At 45.9% G+C, this 25,607-nt stretch carries 18 protein-coding genes; all 18 read left to right on the top strand.

Translation table 11 applies throughout. The features are described 5' to 3' along the window. Positions 1 to 8: 8 nt before the first annotated feature. The 18 genes from C2M32_RS11500 (at position 9) to C2M32_RS11415 (ending at position 25,603) form a co-directional block, all read left to right on the top strand. Positions 9 to 3,419 (top strand): hypothetical protein, encoded by a 3,411-nt coding sequence (locus C2M32_RS11500; protein ID WP_105168553.1) that lies wholly within the window; start codon positions 9 to 11, stop codon positions 3,417 to 3,419. A gap of 8 nt (positions 3,420 to 3,427) precedes the next feature. Continuing rightward, complete coding sequence (locus tag C2M32_RS11495; RefSeq protein WP_105168552.1) at positions 3,428 to 4,354, top strand: hypothetical protein; 927 nt, start codon at positions 3,428 to 3,430, stop codon at positions 4,352 to 4,354. Between the two features lie 17 nt (positions 4,355 to 4,371). Then, positions 4,372 to 4,734 carry a hypothetical protein gene (locus C2M32_RS11490; protein ID WP_105168551.1) on the top strand — a complete coding sequence of 121 codons (363 nt, stop codon included), beginning with the start codon at positions 4,372 to 4,374 and terminating at the stop codon, positions 4,732 to 4,734. A gap of 315 nt (positions 4,735 to 5,049) precedes the next feature. Further along, on the top strand, positions 5,050 to 5,955 hold the full coding sequence (locus tag C2M32_RS11485; RefSeq protein WP_105168550.1) for a baseplate assembly protein: 906 nt from the start codon (positions 5,050 to 5,052) through the stop codon (positions 5,953 to 5,955). Beyond that, a complete protein-coding gene (locus C2M32_RS11480) occupies positions 5,952 to 6,488 on the top strand; it encodes a phage tail protein I (protein ID WP_105168549.1) in 537 nt (178 codons plus the stop codon). Before C2M32_RS11485 ends, C2M32_RS11480 begins: the two co-directional genes overlap by 4 nt. Positions 6,489 to 6,506: 18 nt before the next feature. Further along, positions 6,507 to 7,022 carry a phage tail protein gene (locus C2M32_RS11475; protein WP_105168548.1) on the top strand — a complete coding sequence of 172 codons (516 nt, stop codon included), beginning with the start codon at positions 6,507 to 6,509 and terminating at the stop codon, positions 7,020 to 7,022. Between the two features lie 236 nt (positions 7,023 to 7,258). Further along, complete coding sequence (locus C2M32_RS11470) at positions 7,259 to 9,628, top strand: hypothetical protein (protein ID WP_105168547.1); 2,370 nt, start codon at positions 7,259 to 7,261, stop codon at positions 9,626 to 9,628. Then, positions 9,628 to 10,944, top strand: a complete 1,317-nt coding sequence (locus tag C2M32_RS11465) for a hypothetical protein (RefSeq protein ID WP_105168546.1) — start codon at positions 9,628 to 9,630, stop codon at positions 10,942 to 10,944. Before C2M32_RS11470 ends, C2M32_RS11465 begins: the two co-directional genes overlap by 1 nt. 2 nt (positions 10,945 to 10,946) lie before the next feature. After that, the gene (locus tag C2M32_RS11460) at positions 10,947 to 11,477 is read left to right on the top strand and encodes a hypothetical protein (RefSeq protein ID WP_105168545.1); all 531 of its coding nucleotides are present in this window, start codon (positions 10,947 to 10,949) and stop codon (positions 11,475 to 11,477) included. Positions 11,478 to 11,553: 76 nt separating this feature from the next. Further along, entirely contained in the window at positions 11,554 to 12,390 is an 837-nt protein-coding gene (locus tag C2M32_RS11455) for a baseplate assembly protein (RefSeq protein ID WP_105168544.1), read from the top strand. Positions 12,391 to 12,397: 7 nt separating this feature from the next. Next, positions 12,398 to 13,333: a phage tail protein gene (locus tag C2M32_RS11450; RefSeq protein ID WP_105168543.1), complete on the top strand. Its 936-nt coding sequence runs from the start codon at positions 12,398 to 12,400 to the stop codon at positions 13,331 to 13,333. A gap of 99 nt (positions 13,334 to 13,432) precedes the next feature. Further along, positions 13,433 to 13,981: a phage tail-collar fiber domain-containing protein gene (locus tag C2M32_RS11445; protein WP_105168542.1), complete on the top strand. Its 549-nt coding sequence runs from the start codon at positions 13,433 to 13,435 to the stop codon at positions 13,979 to 13,981. 9 nt (positions 13,982 to 13,990) lie between these two features. Then, on the top strand, positions 13,991 to 17,314 hold the full coding sequence (locus C2M32_RS11440) for a hypothetical protein (protein WP_105168541.1): 3,324 nt from the start codon (positions 13,991 to 13,993) through the stop codon (positions 17,312 to 17,314). Between the two features lie 292 nt (positions 17,315 to 17,606). Further along, on the top strand, positions 17,607 to 21,008 hold the full coding sequence (locus C2M32_RS11435) for a hypothetical protein (protein ID WP_105168540.1): 3,402 nt from the start codon (positions 17,607 to 17,609) through the stop codon (positions 21,006 to 21,008). 10 nt (positions 21,009 to 21,018) lie between these two features. Next, positions 21,019 to 21,792: a DUF4376 domain-containing protein gene (locus C2M32_RS11430; protein WP_234401282.1), complete on the top strand. Its 774-nt coding sequence runs from the start codon at positions 21,019 to 21,021 to the stop codon at positions 21,790 to 21,792. Positions 21,793 to 21,881: 89 nt separating this feature from the next. Continuing rightward, the gene (locus tag C2M32_RS11425) at positions 21,882 to 22,364 is read left to right on the top strand and encodes a hypothetical protein (protein ID WP_105168539.1); all 483 of its coding nucleotides are present in this window, start codon (positions 21,882 to 21,884) and stop codon (positions 22,362 to 22,364) included. A gap of 9 nt (positions 22,365 to 22,373) precedes the next feature. Then, positions 22,374 to 24,365, top strand: coding sequence for a DUF4815 domain-containing protein (locus tag C2M32_RS11420; RefSeq protein ID WP_105168538.1), 1,992 nt, complete (start codon positions 22,374 to 22,376; stop codon positions 24,363 to 24,365). After that, a complete protein-coding gene (locus tag C2M32_RS11415) occupies positions 24,365 to 25,603 on the top strand; it encodes a hypothetical protein (protein ID WP_105168537.1) in 1,239 nt (412 codons plus the stop codon). Before C2M32_RS11420 ends, C2M32_RS11415 begins: the two co-directional genes overlap by 1 nt. The last annotated feature ends 4 nt before the right edge of the window (positions 25,604 to 25,607 follow it).

Genomic DNA, 25,607 nt, shown 5'->3' with positions numbered 1-25,607 from the left:
GGGTTTACATGACTTACACAGTCGGAAAAATCACCTTAGCCAAAGGCAGTGACTTAGTAAAAGGCACCTCCACACGCTTTATCGATGCTGCTAAAGTGAAAAAAGGTGATTTGCTCTATCACCAGGCCGATAGCAAAGACACCCTGTTGCAAGTAGCTGAGGTGATAGACAACACCACTTTGCGGCTATCGCACCTAGATGGCAGCGCCTACAAACCGCTACACAATCACCGTCAAATTGCCTATGGCCTAGTACAAGACTTTGGTGAAGGACTCAGCAATGAACTTGCCGTTGACTTGGCTGATTTACAACGCAAATGGCACAAGCGTGAAGACGAGTTAACCGGTTGGTTTGCAAGCGATGAACATCAGCACATCATTACCAACTTTACAGGCGAGCAAACGCAGGTTCCCACGCCCAAAGGGTTGAAAAATCTAGCGCAAGTTGCAACTGATGCAAGTGAGCAACTTAGCCAGTTTGAGCAAGATATTGCTCGCAACGCTGCCAGCTTAAGCCAAGTATCCCCAAAGCTGGATGAGTTTGACGCCAATGTAGACCGTATGGCGCTTGCCCACAAAGAAGTGAGCGAAAAGCACCTAGATGTGGTGAAAAAGCATGAGCAGGTGGTCAATGCGGCAACGGTGGTTGATGAGCAAACCAAGCAAGTAGCGACACAAAGCGTACAGGTGGCAGAAGATACTTGGCATACTCACCTCGACCGCCAAGCCACGGATGCACAAGCGGCAGCGACGGCGATGTTAACGCGCCATGCGGAAGAAGCAGAGCAAGTAACGCAGGCGCACTTAGCTGAGTCAAAGCACATTGCCGTACAGGTTAAAAATGACAGCAGCAAAGCGCAAACGGCACAGGCTTATACCCAAGCACTTGCAGATAAAGTAAGTACGCAACATAAAGCCGTGAGTGAACACAGCCAAGTGGTGTCTGAGCACGCTTTTAACACCAAAATGGCTAAGAAAGCGGTGGATGCACAGGCAGCCGCGTCATCTATGCAGCTGTTTAATGCCGAACTTGCATCGAGTGCAGCTGAGCGGTTTAAATCTCAAGCTGAACTGTTAAAAGACCAAACCGCACAATATACGCAGCAAGCTGATGATGCTTGTGAGCAAGCAAAAACCGCAGCTGTCAATGCAGGCAATGCGAAAGATCTTGCCGGCGCTGAAGCGCTAATCGCAACGCAAGCTTCTTCACATGCAGCTGAACATGCCAGTCAAGCTCAGCAATCGGCCAACCTTGCAGCAAAGATAACCAGCGATTATGGCGCGACGACCATCCCTGAGGCCGGTAAGGTGCCAATTGCACTGGATGATGGGCAGATTGATGAGCAATGGCTCAATCTTGAGCGTAGCATGAGCCAACTGGCCAATGGTGTTTTGCACAACAACTTGAGCCGACATGAAAAAGGTCAGTTGATTAGCAACTTAAAACGCCAAGTTGAAACTCTGTCAAAAGACCTTGATAACACGAAAGCCCGTGTAGAAGAAGTGGCGAATACACCAGATAATTCGGTTAATCGCGACTATTTCGACGGTGTTCATAGTAAAAATGGCAGTCATGAATTGCCAGTATTTAACATGGTTGAGCGCGGTTGGCTGTCTGATGCCAGTTATCAAGAAGGCATGGCTGAGTTTGTACGCATGAACGGTGGTAGCGGTGTGGTAGGGACGCGCCAGTATCAGGCTGATAAAGGGTTTGAAGTGGGGCACCGTGTGGTGGATGCCAGCTATGCCACGCTGAATATTCACAACCATCCCAATTACAAAGCGATGCCGGGCATGGCGGAAATCGCCGCCTGTATCAACGGTTATTACTTTCGAACTCGTCACAACGATTACCGTTTAATGCATGCCACACCAGGTAACTATTTAGCGCGCATGCATTCGACTGCGGCGCAAATTCCAGCTCATGTGCAAGCCTTGCCAACGGGCTGTAATAATGATGGCAGTATTGATTTTAATAATACTCAAGCGGGTTATATGCGCGATGTAAAAACCCGAAATCCGCAAGACTGTATTTGGGAGCTAAGCTATTTAGAGTGCTGGATTGAAACCTTTCAAGATGAGCTAAATGACCCGACCGACAGCTTCCGTCATTCAAACGATGGTGCAAGGCTCAAGAATATTTTTGATAAAGGTCGCTATTTGAATTATTCGGGCCATAAGAACCGCTTAGAGAACATTCCTTATCACCCCATGCGTATCAGTTTTGTGGATGAAAACGGCGTGCCGCAGTATGGTTTATTGCAATTTAGAATTAGCAGCATGCCCGTGGCCACCTTAGCACCGCGCCTTGGCACTAGCGGTGCGAAAGTGATCATCGGCAATGCTGCTAGCCATTATCATAGTTTTGATGCAGGGCTTACTAGCGAGCAAGTGGAGCAGTTAAAAACGGGCGCAGTGAATGACATCATAGTACGCAGCTCAACCGATTTTAGACACGGTCATGACATTCGTATCACTTGGCAAAACAGCCAACTGGTAGGGGAAGATTTACATGCCTCACACCAGCATCCCATTACCATTATTTATGGTGATGCCAGTCAACTGCCATACGATGAAGAAAAAGCCTTAAAAGGGATCATTGATCATACCAACCGCTTTAAGTTAGTGAAAGATTTACGTTCGCGCGCCCGTGTTGGCAATAACCAAAAACTGATGCGTTCACGCATGGCTCGTTTTGAATGTGTTGACCTAGCTCGCCTTTGTGAACAGCTACCCGGTTTGGAAGGAGCAGGTGCCGTATTGGAAGAAAAATATGACCAATATGGCTTAGAGGATACCTTACAAAACTGGCAAGGCGGTAGCCTTAACGCGGCGTACTACAACCGTCGCTATCGTTTTGCCCGTAACGACGCGTCTGGTCGTGTCTCAGCTAACCGTGGTTTTAACGACCCAACATTGTTTAGCGCCAAAACCAGCCACCCGCAAGTGGTTGGGGGATTTAGCTGGATGATACCGCTGGAGCTAATATTGCGTACTCCGCGTGAGCATTGGAACCCCTATGGCTGCGAAACGGTTGAAAATAACCAACTGCGTACAGAAGATAGCAACAACGGCGGTACTAGTGCCGATAAAGCTTATTCTGGCATTCATGAACAGCACTTTTATTTTGGTACTCCAAAAGCGCTGTTAACCGAGCAAGTTTCTGGTTCAGACCCCGCTGACACCGCCAACACTGCATGGGTAAAAGGTGCAGATGGCACCCCAAGGCTACTGTATGGCAATGGTATTCGCGTTCATGACTATGATGGTCACCGCCAGCGCTTTCCTGTTTATCCGCTTTATTTTGAGCACAGTCACGATGCCAACCAGCAACATTGGTTGCGCGACAACTTAAAAACTCTTTTAAAACAAGCCGTCAGCGGCACGCTGACAATCAACGACATTGATGAAATGCTATAGGAGCAAATATGGCAACTAATACCGAGCTACTGGCTCAGGTGGTACAAACCAATACCGATTTAACCAACACCATTGAGCAAGAAGTGGGGAAGTGGCAGGGCGAGCGAGATAGGCTGGCAAATGAAGCAAATGAGATCTTATCTTCAGGCCTAGCAGGAGGTCACTTAGCTTTTTACCTTGATCAGAACGCAGCTGATGGAGGTAACGGACAACGAGATACGCCATTCAATACCTTCAAAGCGTTTAGGCACACGATTGGAAAAATTTCTACAGCTGGGTCAATTACGCTCGTACTCCTAAGTGATTATGAATTAGAAGTTGGAGATAGAGGTTACTTAGGACCTGAAAAGGTAATTTGGGCCAGTGCACATATCCCAATTACTCTGGACTTAGCAGGGCATACATTTAGATCGCCAATGCTGGCACGAAGTGCGACAAGTTCATCAGACTCAACCGGTTTAGTTTTGCATTATTTGGACGTTGATACAACGCTACTCAATGTTTACAACGGCGTTATTCAATTTTTTGCTGAAGGCGTTCATGATGACACCAGCAAGCATAATTGGTACTTGCGCAACGAAGCGGCAATGTTTCGAGCAATGGCGAGTTTGTATCGAAACCAAACATTTAGATTTTCAAGAGTGCGTTTCGAGCCAATTGATCAGGCTGGACAAATAAGAGATTTTGCTACCCAAAACAGACACCTTGTTGTGGGTAGTGCAAATAGTGTCCATTCGTATGCACAAGAGGCGCAGGATTGTCGAGTCATCTTTAGGGACTGTACGTATCGCCACTTGGATAGTGAGACAGGTGAAGTAAAACATTCCTACCTTAATGATGCTAGATATCATTCCCTAGGCCACTCGTTAATGCAATACCGAAACCATTACCATGGTGATGCTCTTAAATGGACCAAATTCGGTTTAACTGACTAACCCAATAAGGAGCTAATATGGAACAAGTAATTTTAAATAATGAGCAAATGGCGGCTGAGGCACAGGTACTGAAACTCGTTGAGTTACGTGCAGAACTTGAAAATCAATTTACACAATCAAGCATATTGGGTACAACTTCTGACACAGCACAGTTGGCAATTGTATTACTGCACAAACTGGGTCAGTCACTACAAGAGGCCAACAGTTTTGAAGAGTTTAAACAACAAGGTGGCGCGGTACTTGAGGGCTTATCGTTGTTGGAGCAACTGCGTAATGATGAGTTAACCGTTGATGTTAAACCAATGCACACGGTGTTAGCTGAGATGGTAGAGCGCAGCGAAGCTGTTGCAACATTACTCAAAAAATACCAACGTGTATAACTGGCTCTGACAAGTCTCATTTTTACAATGTTATTTTTTTAACCTGCCATTCTACAGAGCGGTCAAACTTGACCGTTTTCATTTCTAAATACTTGCTACTATTTCGCTAAATTTGAAAAAGTAGTCTTTCCCGTACTAAGTGGGCATAGGGTTAACACCTTATGCCCATTTTTTTGATCTGGTTTGATGGCCGATACGGTTTCTCTTTGTATCGAGCTTTGTGTCTTATGCTCACTAGATCACGAAAGATCCGTCGCGCTATTTTTTTGCGTATCGTTTTTTGTTATCCATTGTATCCGTTATCTAAGAAGACCTATGTCAAAATCTCAACTTATTGATTTATCTAAATTGCCGCCACCTGATGTGCTGGAAAAAGTAGATTATGAGCAGCTACTGAGCACACTCAAACAAGATTTAATTGCGCGTAGCCCTGAGCTTGAACAGGTATTGTCACTTGAATCTGAGCCTCTGACTCAACTGCTCAACAGCTACGCCTATCAGGCCATGTTATTGCGCGCGCGAGTCAATGATGCGGCTAAATCGACCATGCTAAGTAGTGCGACTGGCAACGACTTGGAGCATATTGCCAGCCGTTATCAGGTTGCTCGGTTAGCGGATGAGAGCGATCAACGTTTGCGTGAGCGGGTGCAATTGGCATTTCATAGTCTCAATACGGCTGGAACAGAAAAAAGTTATATCTATCATACTCTCACTGCAGACCCAAGAGTGAAGGATGTGCGTGTTAGTAGTCCATCGCCGTGCCATATTGTACTGACAATTTTGAGTAATGAATCACCTGACGGCCAACCCTCAACTGAACTAATAAATAAGCTGGAGTACACATTTGGCTTAAAACAGGGCGATCAAAGTTCAGTGTCTGAAATACTTGAAGCGCAAAAAGTCCGTCCTATTGGTGACCGAGTAGAAATTGTACCTGCGAAGGTCAGGGAGTTTAACTTACAAGCACACGTAAAATTGGAGTTAGGTCCAGGGCACGCACAGGTAAAACAGCAAGTCATTGATAAAGTCACTGACTATCTCGCTGAGCGCAGCGGTTTGGGTAAACACATTAAACGCTCTGCACTTTTTGCCATGTTGCACCAAGCGGGTGTGGAAGAAGTCGAGCTGGTTTCACCAGCAGACAATATTGTTGTCGCAGATGACGAAGTAGCTTGGTGCCAAAACGGTTTGGATAATCTCACCTTTGGGGTGTTGATATGAGTGAACTTCACCGCGGCAGCGAACTGCAAGATACCTTGCAACAGGCCTCAAATCGGTTATTGACGCCGCTCGACAGTGGTGTTGAGGATATAGCAAGGTTATGGACACCAGACACATGTCCGGAATCGTTATTACCTTGGCTTGCATGGAGTCAGGGGGTTCAGGAGTGGGATGAAACATGGCCAATTGACTTAAAGCGTCAGGTGGTTGCCAATAGCTTTGATCAGCATCGTCATTTAGGGACTCGCTATGCAATCACCAAAGCACTACAACCATTTAAGCTAGGCGCACAGATCACCGAATGGTTTGAACACAGTCCGATGCGTGAGGCTGGGACGTTTCATGTTGATGTGTACGTCTCTGAACAAGGCATTGATTTACCCTTAATTCAAGAAACCCGCAGAAGGATAGACAGCGTTAAACGCAAGTCTATTGATTACAGCATACAAATGCACTTGCAGGGGAATTTGGGGATAGCCACTTCAGGCGTATTTTGTTCCTCGACCATGACCACGATTTTTCCACTTTCTTAATCTTACAAGTAGTTATATATGTCAAATACACAATATTGGACCAAGCTCACCGCTGCTGGTCGTGAAAAAGTGCTGGCCGCCATTGCCAACAAGCAATCCATTCATTTGAGCGAATTTGCGGTAGGTCAGGGGAGTATTACTGAACATGACACTGACCTGCGTCAGCCTGTTTACCGTAGTGACCTTAATTATCTCAAACAGCTACCAGAGCAACCTTTGGTGGAAGTCGTGGGGGTAGTACCAGCTAGTGAAGGCGGTTTTTACGTTCGCGAAGCCGCTTTTTATACCGATGATGGTAAAGCCTTTGCCATCATCAAATACCCAGAAACTTACAAGCCGGCGGCAGCTGACAATGCAGCCGCAGAGTTGGGTATTAAAGCTGTTATTGATGTTATAGATGGTCAGGTTCTTAGCGAGAAAATCGATCCATCAATGATCTATGCCACCAAAGAGTGGGTGAGCGAGCAATTCTTTACCCATGTGATAATGCCGCTGGAGGCGCGCACGCATAGCAAACTATTGGTGTTGATTTAACTGGGCAACTGCAAAAAAAATCGTACAGACGAAGCGTAATCGCGTTGTGCGAATTGAAAGTTACGGAATGGGGCTGGGATTCATGGGCGCATTGCAGACTCTCATTTCATAGAGTTAATAACATCATAAGCCCTGTGATTGCAGATGTGGCGGTCGGCTATGTTCATAATTCACCAAAAATGCGAGGTTTCATAAAAACAATAGGGCATAAAAGCGCCGCAAGGTTGTGCACGTTCATGTACAACGGTAAAAAATATGGTGGGGTTGAGTTCTATTTTTCAGCATCAGAGCACAACAATGTTACGTGTAATGGTGTTGGAACGTTTACACCGTTTGGCCTAGATTACTTTGACACACAGAATAATGCGGCACTCAATGATGAAGTTGCGGATTCACTCGATTATGATAGTTCTATCATTTTTGAAAATAATATGGCGCTAAACGGCAGTAACATACTGACTGATAAGCGACTTTGCGAAGATGATGATGTAATCACAGGGGAAAATGCAGACTTAGTTGTCACACCTAAAGCCGCAGCAGCAGGAGACAATAAAGTTCGTGAAGAAATGGCACTTCACGGTGTGGGAAGTAGAGTTAGTCATCAGTCTGCGCACTTTTTGACGCGTTCATTTGACTTAGCAATGAATGCTAATACTCCGCGCGAGTTTCCAGATCTGCCGTCAGACGCATCGGACATACTGATCTTTGGCATGACTCAAGGGACGTATACTGATACAAATTTAGTTGCTCGATTCTATAAACAAAATGGCGAGTGGCAATCTCAGCATATTTATACGAATGATTTAGTATCGAATCGCCCCAGCGTTTCTATTATAAATGGTACGCCGCATTTTATAAGTTTTCATAGTTCAAATTATATTTACGGTTTTTATTGTCAAATAGCATTACAAACGTATGGCAGGGCCAAGCCATTTGAGTTTTATGCAAATGCTTACACTTCATACAACAAACCTGCACCGTCTGAAATAGGCGCATTAGCTGAAAATACAGACATCACCATCAACAAAAACAACCCATGGCTGACGTTGGATAGCCCCACTACTGGGACCGAAATAAACGAGCAAGCCGCAGGTATCTCTATGGGGGAGTCTGGTCGAGAGAGCGGTGGTGCGTCATTTCATCTTAGTTATATCGGTAATGGCTACTCCTATATCGGCATGGGCAGCTTGGGAAGTGACAACATACCCGATAACTGGGCCATGCAAATGCATTACCAAAGTAATTGGGTGAAGTTTCGAAGCAGCATTCATCTAGCAGACTCAAACACGCAGCTAGCAAAAGGGAATAATAATACACTTAAAGTACAAACAAACTTAGGCTACGTAGAAATTGGCCCGCACAACACAGATTTTTGTCACTTTTACACATCTCTACCCGCGTATTTTTTCAGTGCATCAGCGCACTTCAGAGGAGAGATTTACGCAGGTGCCGACTACAAGCAGCGCGTTTACCACACAGGAAATAAGCCAACCCCAAGCGAAATAGGCGCAGTAGCTGAAAATACAGACATCACCATCACCAAAAATAACCCTTGGCTGACGTTGGATAGCGCTAATGCTGGGAGTGATAACAGTGAACAGGCCGCAGGTATCTCCTTGGGTGAATCGGGTCGCACTAATGTTGGCGCATCACTTCACCTTAGCTATATCGGCAATGGTTACTCCTATATTGGCATGGGTGGTTTGGGTGAAGACAACATACCCGATAACTGGACGATGCAAATGCATTACCAAAACAATTGGGTGCGTTTTCGCAGTAGCATCTATTTGCAAGATTCTGGTACCCAACTATCCAAGGGAGACCATGACTCAGTAAAAATTCTAACTAATTCTGGTGCGCTTCACATTGGTTCGCGAAACCCTAGCTTCTGCCATTACGTTACGGACAGGCCGAGTCACTGGTTTAATACCAATGTAAAGGTTAGCGGTGAGCTATACGCAGGTGCCGACAATAACCAACGCGTTTACCACACAGGCAATAAGCCCAGTGCGGCAGAGGTAACGGGCGGCACTTTTCCAGATGACGTTTTTGCATCGCAAGCTCGTAGCTGGAACTGTAGCCTAGCCTCAGCTCAAAACGCAGTGGGTCTGCAAGTGTGGTCACACACAAAGCAGCAGCGTGTTGGGGGGATTGGTGTATACAGTAACAATGGCACCGAAAGTGGTAATGCATTTGCGTATATTGGATTGGGTGAAAGCCCATGGAATAGAACTGATGGGCTGCGCGTTAGTCGTCAAGAATTTACCTATTTAGGTCAGAATGTTTATCACAGCGGTAACATTGTCAGTGCCTTACAAACCGAGCGCCGTAGCTCTTCTTCATCTAATCAACTCAACGCTCATGAAAAACGTTATTTAACGTCTGAGGGGCCATTTACGCTACCCGCGACTACAGGCTTGGCCGCAGGCACAACGGTGTCACTGAATAAATGTAATGGTATTTGGCCCGTTATTAAAACCGCTGATGCGCAAATTCATGTGAGTAAACGCAATGGCCGAGCCGTACAAACCGGGAATGAGTTTATGTACAAAGCAAATCGTGAAATTTTAGTGGTGTTTAATGGTACACATTGGGAGGTCCAATAATGATAGCAGTATCTGATAGCGGAGCCGCAATAGGCTCGCTTGTTCTTTATCACAAAAGCCATGTAATGCCCGATAATGTGCTGCCGCTTGGCGGTGGCGTTGTTAATCGAGCAGACTATCCAGAATTATCAAATGTTATACCACGCCATTTGAGTTTTGGCATGTACGCCTTTTCTGATTTAAATAATACAAATGACATCCAGCCAATCGGTACGGCCACAGGCAAAGGAAATGAGGGGTACATCCGAGTCAAAAACAACGAGTACTACACAAGCGAAGACGGTCTGAATTATCAGCAACATACACTACCAAACGGCGTGACTGTATTAAACAATAATAATGGGGTTGCCAGTGATGGTGCCAGAACGTTTGTGAGCGTAGCACGTACTGACAGCGAGAAATACGGCATTGTTGTGACAAAAGACCATGGCAGTAGCTGGCAGTTTATCTCGATGCGTTCATTTATCCCGCTCGATCCCAAACGCGCTGAATCGGATGCGACATGGCAGCAACTTGTCGACAGATGTATACAGCGTTCACAGGTTTTGTATAGAAATGGCACGTTTTACATGTGTCTGATGGTTCCCCCTTTTGTTGATTACAGCTTTTTCAGAACAAACTTATTAAAAAGCACGGACGGTGTGAATTGGCAACAAGTGGGCGGGCATGGCTCAGCGGGTTTATGTCCCACTGGCACAAATCACTATGCGCCCAGTTTAACGATGTGTGAGAACAGCACAAAGCTTTATTTTATGCACTCTTACGACAATTTGTTTTATTACAAAACGATGGCGCTATCGAACGAGCTAATTTCCGACCAAGGCAGCTTTTCTCTAGATATCGGCGAAGATAACGTTAGCAGCGGTATTAGCGCTGTAACCGATGATTATTGCTGTATTGCGGTGCAGTATACAAACGGTAAAAGCCTATTAATGATGCCAATTCTGAGTGATTCAAGCATTGATCACACAAAAATAGGACGATGCGCAATCAACAGACTAGCAAACATAGGTTCGCTGGTTTCTAAAGGTGATGAGATTTTCTTTAGTTACAATACCCAAGGTAATTTATTTAGATTGTCTGATTCATTCATTCCGCCATCGAGCGATGGGATTCAAACCATTGTAAATGGGCTTGAAAACTATATCGGAGCGACTGTATCACCACTCACATTTATGCATTTACTGTTCGACGGCGACCTAATTCACACGAGCACAGGATTTCTTGATGTGCTGGTAAATCCAGACACAGAAATGGTACTTGAAAGGAAAGATTCGGGCGACCTAGATTTGAAATATGGAATTATTGCGGAGTAAAAATGCAAACAGTTTATTTATACGATGAGCAGCGCCAATATGCGGGGATGCAAGTTTTAGAGCATGATAATTTTCGCCCAGCCCGTTCAACACCTGTGGCCCCTCCCGAGCTAAACGAGCATGAAATAGCGGTATATGCGGGAAATGGCCGTTGGTGTAAGCACGTTAAACCTAGCGTATTGACAGCGGTGCTCTCCGATGTCGAGGTGGCCTGCGAACATGCGCAGTTGGTGGGTAACATCTGGTGGTTACCAAGAGGCGAGGCCTTCACGCTCAGTGCCCATGTGGGCGATTTACCAGACACTCAGCTAATGGTGATGGTAGAGCGGGTTGTTAACGCAGAGCAACCGGTGGATGACATGCGTTTTGTGGCAAATGTTGCCAATGGGGTGTTGACCATGCAGGGATGTTTTGAGCTCAGCGGCAACTACCTGATCACCGCACAGCGACTCAACGCGGGGCTTGAACGTATTGGAGCATCATACCGCTTCGCCTTTGATGCGTTAGAATTTGACGCTTATGTACCACAATAACCCAATTTAGTTTGCTTAAACACACAGTATTTCAACTCGTCACAATGGGTTGAATCAAATCTTAGGAGTCTAATCGATGAGTACCCATATCGATTTAAGCAAACTCCCTGCTCCCAACATCATCGAATCACTTTCTTTTGAAGATATTTACGAAACGCGCAAAGCGCGCTTTATCTCACTGGCGCCTGAATTTGCTCAGGCGCTTGAACTTGAAAGTGATCCCCTTAATGTTTGGTTGCAGGTAGAGAGCTATCAAGAACTATTGCTACGTCAGCGGATCAACGAAGCGGCGCAGTCAAATTTATTGGCGTTTGCTAAAAGCGCCGATTTAGAGCACCTCGGTGCGTTTTACGGTGTTGAACGTGTGGCAAACGAGCCTGACGATGGATATCGCACACGAATTCGTAACAATACCATCGCGTCCAGCACCGCTGGCAGTGCGGAGCACTATCGCAATCACGCAATCAATGCCGCGCCCAGCGACATTAACGATGTATCGGTATTTAGCCCTGGCAATGGCGTGGTGATCATCACCATCTTAGCCAAAGACCCAACCAAGGCTGCTGCAACGCTTGAGAAAGTAAAAACAGCGGTTACCGATGATGCGGTAAAAATGTTGACTGACAAACTCGAGATTAACTCGGCGCAATTGGTTGAGATTGACGTCACAGCAGATATCTATCTCCAAGATGACACGCCACGCTCGGTGTTTGATGAACTAGAAAGTGCCCTTCGTACCGCTTGGCAACAGCAAGCCCGCCTGGAGTGGGATTTAGCGCCCAGTTGGATAGCCGCTCAGCTACATAAAAAAGGGGTACGGCATGTTGATATTCACAGCCCTTCGGGTTTACAAAAAATGAGCCATGCCCAGTGTGCTGTGCCGGGGAATATAACGCTCACATTACGCACATGAGGTAGTGATGCAACAACTGTTACCCCCCAATCATAGCCCGCTGCAACTAAAAGGCTTGCAAAGCCAGTTTTCGGTCGATGAATATAGTAAGGCCATCAAGCAGCTTACCAGTAACAAAGCGCATCCACATGATGCGCAGCTCATGTGGTTAGTGTGGGAGTATGGCCTTGAAAGCATTTTGCCTTATAGTCAGGACTTAAGACAAACTCTCAAAGATGGTATCGCTTGGCAGCGAATTCGCGGTACACCGAAAAGTCTAACAACGGCGCTCGGTTGGCTAGAGCTAAATAACGCTCAGATTGAAAATACGCCTCCAGAGCGACATTACTATACCTATCAAATAAACAGCGGCGATATACCCGGTGATGATAGGTTAGCCAAAGTGGTTAAGCTCGCACAGTTGTCTGCGCCTGCACGTAGCCAGTTAACGCGTGTTTATCACGATTATGATGTGCGTAACCAGACACTTTCTGGACCACGGTGTGGATTTGGTCATATTCTCAGTGATTACTCTGGTGTGGTGTTTACTCATCAAGACAATCAATTGGTTAAGGCCAGCTTTGGTCGCACCTTGCAGGTAACCCATGATGCCAGCCCCGAGCAAATCGCTTTTGGTCATCAGCGCAAACGCAGCCAGATCAGTGAACACCTAGATAAGTTAGAAGAGGGTCGTTACTGCTTAACCACCAGCGAGCCTTCCAAATTACCGACTACTTTGGTGCATGGTCGCATTCATGCTTATCAGCGCACGCTTGCGCAGCGAGTGTGGCTTGGCCCTTGGCATGATCGTTGGCAAAACGCGCAGTGGCAATCGCAACAACTGTGTAGCGTACAGATTAACCACATACGCACATTAAATGTGCCATCTCTTGCCTTTTCTGGCGCCAGTACGGGGCGCTTAAACTTCGGTCGCTTAAACCTTAACGGCACGTCATCCAGTTAATTTCAACGGATAACCTATTCTCGCTGAGCTTAGCTAGCGCTTTCTTATCCTAGTCATCTTGCAACTGAATTAAGTTGCCAACCTTTATTGGAACAAACTATGAGCAACCCAACCACATTTACCCCTGTAGTGTGGACTGAGCAAGGCTTGAGTAAGTTACTCAGCGCCTCGCAACAGGGTATTAGCATGGCAATCACCCATGTATCTGCGGGTGATCAAAGCTATACCCCCAGTACCACCCAAACTGCGCTGCGCAACGAGCAACAAAGAGTGCTTATTGGTGGCGCGGAGATTTTAAACAACACCCAGCTGCGCTTTAGTGCGTTATTCGATGGCCCGAGTGAATATCCGGTCAAAGAGGTGGGTATATGGTCAGATTCCACCTTGGTGGCTCTCTACAGCGTCGCCAACGAGCAGTTGAACTACAAGGCCGCCGATGCGGCTTGGTTGGAAGTTTTTACCCTCAATGTATCGACTTTACCCAGCCAAAACGTGACCTGTTCGGTCGGGGTTAACAACGCCAATATCTTCTTAACCGAAGAGCTGCTTACCATGACCTACGCACAAACCCTGCAAAGTAAAAACCTCATTAAACAAGCACATCAAAATATGCTGCTCAATTTACGCCTTCGAAAAGCTGGCTTGTAAGGAATCAATATGACTTTAGAATCAAAAATTGCTGATATTAATAAGCTGGTGGCCGAGCAAACTGCCGAATACTCTAAGCTAACCAGTGAGATCACCGCAGGCTTAACGGAAATCGACACTGTTGCCCAAAATATGGCTGCGACCCATACCCTTATCAAAGACAATCATCAAGCGATTAATGATTGGCAAACCAAAACCGGTAAAGTCACCTTAAAAGACTTAAACGGTCAAAGCTATCAAGTTGATACTTTGCCAAGCCTGATTGGTGAGGCACAAAAAATCAATCCCCACCCTGAGGTGATGACTAAGGCCCAGTTTGATGCACTGCGTGAAATGCGTAAGCAGCAATATGCAGGCTCAGGGTTTGTGGAGTGGGGGTTTGGAGATTCTTCTTCAAATGCGATAAACAATGGCATGTGGGCATACCAAGAAAAGCTCAACTTGGGTCGTTCAGGAAAAACGAGTGGCTGGGTAGGACAAGATAAATCGTCAACCCCGTTCCCTAAAGTTGTGATGGATGGAGTATCACATGAGTTACAATCGGTTGATTATCCATATGGCATTGCAAGTACCAAGTTTCCACCAGCCCCCGATGGCACCAAAACCTATGACTCAGCAACCGGTATATTGACTGAGCATGACAGTCCAGCCAGTGCCTTTGAAGGGCGGTTCGTTAATGGCTCACTACGTCTAGGGGATACCACTGGATGGAAAACCTACAGTACATCTTCAGAGCTAAGTATTGTTGATGGTAGCTTAAAAAGTGTATCAACGGGCAACCAATATCCAGCGGCTGCCATTAATGAAGTAGGGCTTAACTTTCCTGTTGGTACTCGGGTGCGTTTTGAGTTTAGTGTGATATCAGGGCAGGTTAAAACACTTCGCTACTCATCATCAAACTTAGGCCATCAAAACATCAAAACCTTGCTGACAGATAAAGGAGTGGGGCGATACACGGTTGAGTATATTGTTGATCATAGTACTCACTACATCTGGTTTGAGCATGACAGTGCCCCAGGCAATGTACTACAGATCAATAATGTATCGGCAATGCCTGTAACCGAACAAGTTGTTACCTCACGCAAAGACTTGGTGTTTTTAGAGTCATGGCATGAAAAAATTGCTGATAAAGATGTGGTGTATCCGCTGGGCAATGTACAGTATGGCGCTAGCGCCTACGAGGGCATTACCCTTGCCAATACGCTTGTTGCTCAAGGTTATTCAGCGTTCGGCCAGTGGGATAGCATGACCAAAGGCTATGGCGTCAAATGGTCAACACTTTCTGATGCTAATCGCGTTAAGTTTTTAAAAAATCCTGAGCATAATATTTACTACGACCCAGAAGCCAAAGCCTATATTCAGGTGCGGTATCGTATTCGTGTCATTGAAGGGCATGGCGATAATTGGTACGGACCTACGGCTACGCAAGGGTCTGGCTACTTAGATTTTTCGCCAAGAGAGCACATTAGACCTCAAGGCATGAGAGTTGAAACAGCGAGCGACTGGCGAATGGGTTATCCGCTGTTTGCTAATGGTACGTTCTCCACCGCACGTTATCCGATGGAAAGCCAGGACGTTGGACTTTATGGTGCGGTTGCCGCACAGAATTTGAAAGATGTGAATTCGGGCCATGAAGGAAAGTGTTTTGCTACGCCAATTGCGCTAGTGCAACGTTTAAACCAAGGTGCTTATCATCCAACTTACAATCCTATGGGTTGTGCATTGTATGTTGAACAAGGGGTTGGGGTATACAAATGGTATGACACTAAGTTTCCTAAAATCGATGCAGCTCACCAGCTCTTCGAGATAGTTCCAAGTGGAGAGACAGGCTTTAGAAATGGCAGTATTGCAGCAGGAAGTAGTGGCCGTAGCGATCAATACAAGCACTACGACGCCATTTACGCAGGTCAAGTAGAAGACTTACGCTTAAACGCCAATAAGCAAGATGTAAATCAACTTCGTGAAGAAACAATACGTAAAGCGGTTGCTGGGGCTTTGCGTGGCAAGGAAAAGCTGCCGTTTACCCGAACTTATACTTATGTTAAATCAGGCGGCTTCTTTAACAACACAGGCTACTGGTTAGGTGAAAATGGCTCGGCACATCTGAATACTGAGAATTTGATTGCAAAATTTGGGAAAAGGCCGAGCCCGGTTCCGGTAGTCTCCTCACTAACGGGTTCGTACCACTGTGGCGCTGGATATATTTACCGTCATGATACTCAGCAGCTATTGCCAATTATTAACAAGTACTCTCCAGATGACTTGCTATATATTCGTACGGAGCAAGATGTACCGAATGGCACGCTACTGACTATGATATGGTCGTTTGATACACAACTAGAGATGCCCAGCGCAGAATTTGACTCACTCCCTTGGGTCGATATTATCGGTCACCCTGAGCGTATTGCTGCGACTTTCCCTGATGGTGTGATTGGTCAGTGGATCCCACAGTTACCAAATGGTGGCAGTCAAGACTTCAAGCTCAATCGAAAAGCAAGTCAGCCTTTAACTTGGGCAATGTCAATGGATGATGGCAGCAGTTGGAGTTCGGGTAGTTTGGCTATCAACAGTACAAAGAACGCTTATGTGTCTCCTGCTGAAGCGGCGCGTGTTCAACTTATTTATTATCATGCTGATGCTGGCTTTACTACGCCAGCAGTTAATTCACAAGTGTTAGGAGCAGTAGGGGATGTTTGGCTTGGCAATGACGCACGCAGCAATTTTGGCGCTCGATTACAGCAGTCATTAACGGCCAGTGTTGCCACAACAGTGTCGTATACCAGCAATACCTATGTTCCGCTCAACGCTAAAAACTTGCTTGATGAAAAGTTGATTAAGGATGAATTTCCACAGCACGCAGTGCCGCCTTCTCTGGGTGGTGTCAAAGGCGCTTATGCTTGCAAAGCACTGCCGACTATTACCAATTACAGAGGCTTATTATATATGCAGTTCCATGGTGCCCAGTTGCAACTGGATAACATCGAGCCCACGTTAGTTTTAGGCAGCGACAAGGTGGACCTTGTTGATAACAAAGCTTACATCAAGATAGCAACAGACCATATGCAAGGCGTGTATCAAAAGGTACGAAACTTCGGAACTTCAAGTTATGACAATTACTTACAAGCTGGTGATTTAGTGGCTGACCAGCATGGCAATATGGTCTCGGTCGCGACTGGTCTGGTGCATTATCGCAAAGTCACTATCACAAATTGGGGTGACGACCAGAGTATTCCAATCATAGATAACGAGAATGTCAAAACTGACCTTAACGGCAACACGGTGAAGGTATTTTGCCATCACACCCTGTTGCCACTGGGTATTGCGAGTCACTAACGAGCACAATTTCTTTCCACACTATGAGTCAAATAGAGACATAACCAAGCGCGTGGGCAGTACCAGCTGCCCACAGGGCAAACTTGACCGATATTATTTCCTTTATCTGGGTAAAGTGTCGTTATTGTGGGCAAAGCTAATAGCCTTTGCCCACAGTTTATGTCCGAACGCGCTCGCGTTTTGGTTCAATGGCTGAATTTCGTCTGTTGGAAGCGAGATTAAGCCCTCTATTTTACTCGTTGGATGCATGGTTTCTTAGTGATGGCTATAAAGCCATGCAAAGGAAAGGAAAATGACAATCGAAGCACAAATCGCTCAGTTGCAGCAAGCTGCCGCTGAGCAAACTGATGCCAGTTTAAAACTGGCCAATGATGTAGTTGAAAGTATCAATGAAATTGACCAAGTAAAGGTCGATATCAAGCAAACACATGAGCTTATTAAAAGTAATCACCAAGCCATTAATGATTGGCAAACCAAAACCGGTAAAGTCACCTTAAAAGACTTTAGCGGTCAAAGCTATCAAGTGGATACACTGCCAAGCTTGATAGGTGAAGCACAAAAAATTAATCCACATCCAGAGGTGATGAGCAAAGCCCAGTTTGATGCACTGCGACAAATACGTAAGCAGCAATTTGCGGGATCGGGATTTATTGAGTGGGGTAAGCACTATAATTCGAGTACGACAGGGTACGAACATGTGCAACATGGTATGTGGACGGCCTATTCAAAAGACTACCCTGCGGGCCTAAGGCTTGGTCGTGCGCAAACATTTAGCGGGGCAGTAGGTGAGTCGAGAAGTTGTTTCGCACATGCTTTAGCCGATGGTGTACAGCATCACTTATTTGGTACGTATGAGAGTGACGCGGCTGGTATCCATGTTAATTTCCCACCTGCCCCCGATGGTACTCAAACCTATGACTCAGCAACTGGCAAGGTAACGCAACATGCCAGTGCGGCTGAGGCGTTTGAGGGACTTGTCACAAATGGTAATTTCCGTACAGGGGATATAACTGGCTGGTCATTAAACGCAGCTAATGACACGGTTTCAGTAGATAATGGCGTTGTGACGCTAACCGATGTAGATAGCACCTATGCGTCATTGATCAACCAGAACCTACCTACAGAAGTGGGCAAGGAATATGTACTCAAAGTATCCATTCGAGTGCAAGAAGACAATCAAGTGTTTGCTTCATTTGGTGATACAGAGTTTATAGAGCCATCTCCCACCATTGGAAAGTGGTATGACATAGAACTAAAACACACCGCAACAGCCACAACGACACGAATCAATGTGGGCACAAACTCACCAACTATGGTTGGGGAGTCCGTGTCTATTCGTAATGTTTCTGTGATGCCTGTGACTGAGCAGGTGATCACCTCTCGTAAAGACTTAGTCTTTTTAGAATCTTGGCATGAAAAGATATCAGACAAAGATGTGGTTTACCCGTTAGGTAATGTGCAATTTGGTAAAGATAACTATGAAGGCATAAGTTTAGTCAGCAGCCTAGTTGCACAAAGCTACTCAGCATTCGGCCTGTGGGACACAAGTACCAAAGGTTTTGGCGTAAAGTGGTCAACACTTTCAGATGCTAACCGCGTTAAGTTATTAAAAAATCCCGAGCACAATATTTATTACGACCCTGAGGCCAAAGCGTATATTCAAGTGCGGTATCGTATACGCGTTGTTGAGGGTCTAGGGGATAATTGGGCGTGCTCAGTTCCGTACACCCCCCCTAAAGCACTGAGATATAGCGCGTTAAACCCTATTATTTGCAGAGGAAGCAAAGTTTCATTCAGAGATATTGCTACATTGGGTTCGCCCTATGACTTCTATATATCTAGCGGAAGAGCAGAAGTTAAAGGAAGCAGCACAGTGGGTCAGTTTGGCGTGCGTATTAATGAAGACACAAGGGTAGCTCATAACGGTGAGGTTTACGCATTTACTATTGCTCTAGTTCAACGATTAAACCAAGGGGCATATCATCCAACTTATAACCCAATGGGCTGCCGTTCTTGGAATCAGCAAGATAATGGTGGGGCAACATCTTGGTTTTCACCTGAAGCTGGGCATATTACATCCACACTACAGGCTTTTGACATTCAGTTTGGCATACCCAATAGAGTGGGGGCGCATTCCAATACGGGCAGTATAGAAAAGGGCCAATCTGGTCGCCCAGATCAATACAAATATTATGATGCTATCTACGCAGGCCAAGTTGAAGATCTGCGTTTAAATGCGAATAGACTCGATACAAACCAACTCTGTGATGAAACAATGCACAAGGCTGTGGCCGGCACGTTACGTGGGAAAGGCAAAGTACCTTATACCTTGGTAAACACAGACTATTGTCATGCCTCAGCAATGACTATCTATATGCAAATAATCGGTGATAACGCTAATCCACTGACAAAAAATCTTCCTTTATTCAATAATGAAGTTTATTTCAAATATCCAAACAATACGAAATTTGAAATGCCGCCGATTTTTATCAAGTTTTTAGACTATGGAGACACCGATCTGGCGACTTATGGTGGAGGGCACCCGCTCGATACATGGATAAAAATCGATAAAGGACAATTAATTAACAGCGCGACTCACATCTGCCTAGTAAATCCAAAGAATAATAGCGGAAACTGGATCAGTACTGGAGGAGCTCAAACAATAAAAGCACAAATTATCATGCCATCGGAGCTCAGTGGAGAGTTCGACTCTATACCTTGGATGGATATTGTGGGTAGCCCTGACAATATTGCAACAACTTTTCCATACGGTGTAGTTGGGCTGATAGCTTCTGGCACACAGGAAGAGCCGGGCTTGATTGCTTTAAATCGCAAAGCGGAATCAACCCCGACGGTGGTGTATACCAAGGACAACGGCTCATCTTGGTCAAACAGAGCGCAAGAGTATAATGCTACTGCTAACACACTTACGTTAGATACGACCACTCATCAGCCGCAAAGCGTGATCATGATAGGTTACGAGTCTTTGGCGGCTTTGACTGAACCTGCAAATAACCTGAGTGTAAAATCAAAAGTCAGCTCTGTCTGGGTATCAGCAGATAGATTTGTTTCTCAGGGCAATCGACTGATTAGTACATTGAGTGGTGTGATAGGCAAAGATAATCAAGATGGTAATCAACAGCGTAATCTATCGATACTTAACGCCCCTAAAAACACCAGTGGTGCCTTGTGGAGCGCGAATACAGTATCTCACACTCCAATGACATTACGTGCCCCTTTAGATCAATCTGGAGGTGTTAAAGCACTTCCTTCTATAGTAGAAAAAAACGGCTTACTTTATCTGCAATTTCATGGTGTTGAACTTAAGTGGAAAGCGTCGGTTCCGACAGTTATCGATAATACAAGTAAAGATACAGATTTTAGTGTTGGTACTTTATACACCGTGAGAGGCGAAGTATCAGGGGCACTTTCTGGTAAACACTTACTTTGTGTCAATAACGGTACGGCGTCATTTGATAGTCCAAAGTGGGTGCAAACATCCAAAGGCTTTGTCTATGACGATACGGGAGACCATGTCTACTTTATTGAAGCCATTGATTTGCAAGGTTCATGGGGCGATGACCAAACCGTCCCAATCATCAACGGTGAAAACACCAAAATCGATTTAAATGGCAACACAGTCAAAGTGTTTTGTCACCACACACAACTTCCGCTGGGCATTGCCAGCCACTAAGGACAATTTTATGGAACAAACAAACGAGCAGACTGCTTCAGCGGTCGAAACAACTGTGCCTGACACACAAGCGATTAATGAACAAGCAAGCACTGATGCAGAGCAAATGCTTGAGCTGCCAAGTATTAGTTATGACGATGTGTTAACTAAAATTGCCCTACGCCATGGGCAAGCGCAGGTTGAAGAAGCCTTAAAACTTGCTATTGCACAAGAGCAACAAGCCCATGTAGCAGCCTATCAAGAGTGGGAGCTTGAAGTGGTTGAAGTTGAAGCGCAGCGCCAAGAAGCACTGGCGCACAACGCCAACCTTGCTGCCGACAGTGACGAGCAAGTCGCAGTGCCCGAGCTGCCAGAACAACCGCAAATCGACATGTCGTTGCGACGCGCGTGTTATCGCAAAGAACACGTGGAGGTTGATTTAGCGCTGACTACAGAGCAACAGCCTGCACGCACTGAATATGACGACGAGGCCTTGGTGGCTTATATCTACCCTGCAACGCAAGCACACAGTGAAGCGCAAATCGCACAAGTTAAGCGTGAACGCTTTAAGCAAACTCGTAGGCAAGAACTTGCTCAACTGACGGTAGAAGTTGATGGCATGGTGTTTGATGCTGATGAGCTAAGCCAGCAACGCATGGCACGCAAGTTATTGGTGATGGAAGAACAGAGCTCTACCTCATGGGTACTGGCAAATAATGATGTCGTACAAGTAAGCAAAGAGCAATTGTTTAGTGCTTGCAAGCTCGCTTCTGAGCAACAAACCGCGTTGTGGATAGGCGAGTAACGCAGATAAAAACGCCATGATAAACCCGCTTAGGCGGGTTTTTTTATACATGTTACTTACACATTAATAAACATTGATAGGAGTACAGGGTGGCTATACTAACCCGCGCTGGGCGCATAGAACTCGCCAATGCGATAAAGCAAAAATCTATTTATTTAGCCTGGGGTCAAGGCGCAGCTGAGTGGGATACACAACTGCCCTCAGAGTCCAGTACGAGCACAGAGCTCACATCCATTCTTGGTTATCGCAAAGCCACACGAGTGCTCTATTGCGAAGCGGATGAACAGGGTGAAATTCAAGTGCCTAACGGTCGCTATAGAGTCGTTAATCATTCAACCCCTCATCTATATTGCCAATTTAACTATGACTTTAATGATGGGCTATCAAAATCAATTCGTGAATTGGGCCTGATGGTAGGGACAACACCTAAAGCAGGCACGCCTTCAGGGCAGTTGTATTTTCAACCAGAAGATATTGAACAAAAAGGCACCTTGCTGTTGTTAGAGCATCGCCCTGCGATTTATCGCGACCAAGGGGTACGTGAGTCTTTTGAATTTGTAATAAGCTTCTAAGGGAGCATTATGCAAGAACATATATACAATCAAATTGTCTCAGAGCATCCAGATTTTTATCAAAAGTTTGATGCCGCTAAACAATACGAGCAAATACTATTTCGAGCTGGTAAAGGGCTGCAAAGCCGTGAACTCAATGATGTGCAATGTCAGGTTAGTCATCAGCTAAAAGGCGTTGCCGATGCGCTACTTAAAGATGGTGATATTGTCGCAGGCGGAGGGGTCAGAATAGAAGCGCAACAAGCTCGTGTTGCGGCGGCATCCGTTTACATTCGCGGTGCAGTACGTCAGCTTGCGGAGCGATCATTTGATTTTGACACCAGTGGTGATGCGATCATTGGTGTATTGCTAGACAGTGAGGTTATCACTGAGCAAGAAGATGGTGAACTACGAGACCCTGCGGGTGTTAACTCGCCAATGCTAGCGCAAAATTATAATGAAGCGGGTGCTGCACGACTAAAAGTGACTGCACACTGGGGGTTATTAACTCAGGCGCAAAATACTAACACAGAGTTTTATCCTGTGTATCAAATTAATCAGGGCGTGTTGGTTATCAAGGAGGCTCCACCAGAGCAAGATTCGATTACACGTGCGCTGGCGCGTTATGATAGAGAGTCTAATGGCGGCAATTATGTCGTAGAAGGACTCGGTTTACACTACATTAAAACCGCCGAGGATCAGCAACACTTTAGCTTACAGGCTGGCAAAGCACACATCGCGGGTTATGAATTAAGTTACGCAACAGCACTGCCTGTTTCATTTGAGTTTGACCCAGACGTACAAAGCATCAAAACCGAAAAAGCCGAGTTAAGTGATGTACAAGATGCCAGTTCGCCAATCAAATTTGACTATCCTCCGGTAAAACAAGTTGAACGTGTCTATGCTGTGGTGCGTAAAGTAGCGATGCTCACGCGTAGCGACCAACTCCAAGACAGTTTTCCAAATACCAGTGTTGATACGGTCGAACAGATCTCTTATCAGGATAAAATCTATGTTGAACATGACGATTATGAGTTTGAGGGCAATCATATTGTTTGGAAACTAGCGGGTGAACGTCCGCCAGTGGGTAGCAGCTATCAGGTTACTTATACCTATGGCACCAGTGTGCCTGTCACATTCAACGCGACGCATTACAGTATTGATAAGTCATTTATAGACAGTGGTAATGAAGTTTTACCAGATCAAATCCGTGTTGATTATCAACGACATTCACCGCGTATTGATTTAATAGTCCTCAATGCGCAAGGGCAAGTAAAACGTATCAAAGGTGCATCTGTGCTAGAGCACCCTGAGCCTCCTCATGTACCTGAGCAGCATCTCCCTTTGGCATATGTCTATCAATATTGGGGTGAGTCAGTACCACGGGTGGAGTCTGTGGCGATTCATTCCCTGAGCATGCTGGATTTACAAAACATGCAAAGGCAGATCGGTGATCTGTACCAATTGCTAGCCATTGAGCGATTGCGAAATGATGCCAACAGTCAAGATCCAGCCAGCAAGTACGGGGTGTTTGTTGATCCATTTCTTGATGATGATCTGCGTGACCAAGGACGTGAACAAAGTGCAGCCATTATTGATGGTGAGCTAACGCTGCCAGTTGATGCCATCGTCAGTGCGCTCAATGCTAGTAGCACCGAGTTATTACCCTATGAGCTTGAAGATGTGTTGACTCAGCCAAAACGTACAGGACAAATGAAGGTTAATCCTTATCAGGCGTTTGAGCCTGTTCCAGCAGAGGTTACTTTATCACCCAATGTGGATCACTGGACAGTCACCACACAGCGCTGGAGCAGTCCGATTACTCGACGCTTCAATCGTGGCGGTGGTCGTATTCGCAGAATTAGTACGCGTGTTGAAACGCAACGAGTGGGGGTACAAACCCAGCAAGTGGAATTTTTACGACCAAGAACAGTACGCTTCTCTATTTCTGGATTTGGTCCAGGGGAAGAACTGGAAACCGTCTTGTTCGATGGCATTACACTAACTGCGGAGGAGATCTAATGGTTCAAGCCGATTCAAATGGTCAGTTAACAGGGCGCTTTACCATACCACCACAAAGCGAGGTACAGATCCCTGCGGGTACAAAATCCGTTATCTTTCAGGGCAAAGGTGGCTCAAGAGGGACTGCGACCTATACCAGCAGTGGTCAAATTCGTACAGAAACACTAGCACAGGTTACCACCATTACCACCGAGCGCTTTGACCCATTGGCACAAACTTTCACATTACAGCAAAGCCGATTTATAGCCGCGGTCGAGCTGTTCTTTACTGCCAAGGGAGAAGAGTCCGTACAGGTGCAAATTCGTGAAGTTGTACAAGGTATTCCAACGCAAACTGTGTTGGCGCAAAGCCGTGTTCAAAGCAGTGCTATTTCTTTGACTGATGCCACATTATTTAGCTTCACACCTGTGCTACTACAGTCTGGGCAAGAATACGCCATTGTGGTACTGACCGATGGCGCAGCCCATGAAGTGGCAATAGCCGAACTTGGAAAATATGACCAACAACATGGTTGGGTAACCAGTCAGCCTTATCAAGTTGGGGTATTACTGTCTTCAAGTAACGCCAGTACTTGGACACCACATCAGGATAAAGATCTGACCTTTAAGCTTAAGGCAGCCAAGTTTACCAGCACACAACGTACGGTCAATTTGGGTGACATATCAGTTACTCAAGCCTCTGATTTAATGGCGCTTGCCGTTGTGCAAAGACCAAGTTCAGACACATCGGTGAACTTCACTCTAACGGGCACGGGGGGCAGTAGTGCGGATAGTTTCACGCTAGAAAATATTCAAGAGTGGACGCCACAGCAGTTAACCAAGAAGTTTAACGGCAATGTTAATGTGCGCGCCACATTATCAGGTTCTAGCACATTGAGCCCGGTATTATTTGCGGGCAGCCAGTGCGCGGCGGGCGAAGTCATGCTTGGTGCTGATTACATCAGCCGTCAGATCAGCTACCGCGTTGGTGGGCGTTTTACCGTGAGTTTTGAAGCGGTATTGCAAGAAGGCGCTACCGTGGAGGTACAACTTGAACAGGACGATGGTAGTTGGTTAACCGTGCCGTTAAGTGCACAGCACAGCAGTGATAACGGCTGGCGACAGTATGATTACGTACATAGTTTTGCCCCATCTTCAGAGCAAGACCCAGCTGTAAAAGGCACACGGGTTAAGCTTCTGCTCGGTGGCACGGCTGCTAATCGTCCCCGCATCGCGAATCTGAGAGCATTTTCAACTTAAGGAG

It is taken from the genome of Pseudoalteromonas sp. T1lg23B, from assembly GCF_002964665.1.
Lineage (GTDB): Bacteria > Pseudomonadota > Gammaproteobacteria > Enterobacterales > Alteromonadaceae > Pseudoalteromonas.
Note: the sequence above shows the minus strand (reverse complement) of the source record. Positions and strands in the feature narration are given on the sequence as shown.

Bases quoted from the DNA above. Each gene is read 5' to 3' on its own strand.
- C2M32_RS11470 (WP_105168547.1), top strand. From the start codon at position 7,259: ATGTACAACGGTAAAAAATATGGTGGGGTTGAGTTCTATTTTTCAGCA.
- C2M32_RS11490 (WP_105168551.1), top strand. From the start codon at position 4,372: ATGGAACAAGTAATTTTAAATAATGAGCAAATGGCGGCTGAGGCACAG.
- C2M32_RS11460 (WP_105168545.1), top strand. From the start codon at position 10,947: ATGCAAACAGTTTATTTATACGATGAGCAGCGCCAATATGCGGGGATG.
- C2M32_RS11465 (WP_105168546.1), top strand. From the start codon at position 9,628: ATGATAGCAGTATCTGATAGCGGAGCCGCAATAGGCTCGCTTGTTCTT.
- C2M32_RS11420 (WP_105168538.1), top strand. From the start codon at position 22,374: ATGCAAGAACATATATACAATCAAATTGTCTCAGAGCATCCAGATTTT.
- C2M32_RS11500 (WP_105168553.1), top strand. From the start codon at position 9: ATGACTTACACAGTCGGAAAAATCACCTTAGCCAAAGGCAGTGACTTA.
- C2M32_RS11455 (WP_105168544.1), top strand. From the start codon at position 11,554: ATGAGTACCCATATCGATTTAAGCAAACTCCCTGCTCCCAACATCATC.
- C2M32_RS11435 (WP_105168540.1), top strand. From the start codon at position 17,607: ATGACAATCGAAGCACAAATCGCTCAGTTGCAGCAAGCTGCCGCTGAG.
- C2M32_RS11495 (WP_105168552.1), top strand. From the start codon at position 3,428: ATGGCAACTAATACCGAGCTACTGGCTCAGGTGGTACAAACCAATACC.
- C2M32_RS11475 (WP_105168548.1), top strand. From the start codon at position 6,507: ATGTCAAATACACAATATTGGACCAAGCTCACCGCTGCTGGTCGTGAA.
- C2M32_RS11480 (WP_105168549.1), top strand. From the start codon at position 5,952: ATGAGTGAACTTCACCGCGGCAGCGAACTGCAAGATACCTTGCAACAG.
- C2M32_RS11440 (WP_105168541.1), top strand. From the start codon at position 13,991: ATGACTTTAGAATCAAAAATTGCTGATATTAATAAGCTGGTGGCCGAG.
- C2M32_RS11445 (WP_105168542.1), top strand. From the start codon at position 13,433: ATGAGCAACCCAACCACATTTACCCCTGTAGTGTGGACTGAGCAAGGC.
- C2M32_RS11415 (WP_105168537.1), top strand. From the start codon at position 24,365: ATGGTTCAAGCCGATTCAAATGGTCAGTTAACAGGGCGCTTTACCATA.
- C2M32_RS11485 (WP_105168550.1), top strand. From the start codon at position 5,050: ATGTCAAAATCTCAACTTATTGATTTATCTAAATTGCCGCCACCTGAT.
- C2M32_RS11450 (WP_105168543.1), top strand. From the start codon at position 12,398: ATGCAACAACTGTTACCCCCCAATCATAGCCCGCTGCAACTAAAAGGC.
- C2M32_RS11430 (WP_234401282.1), top strand. From the start codon at position 21,019: ATGGAACAAACAAACGAGCAGACTGCTTCAGCGGTCGAAACAACTGTG.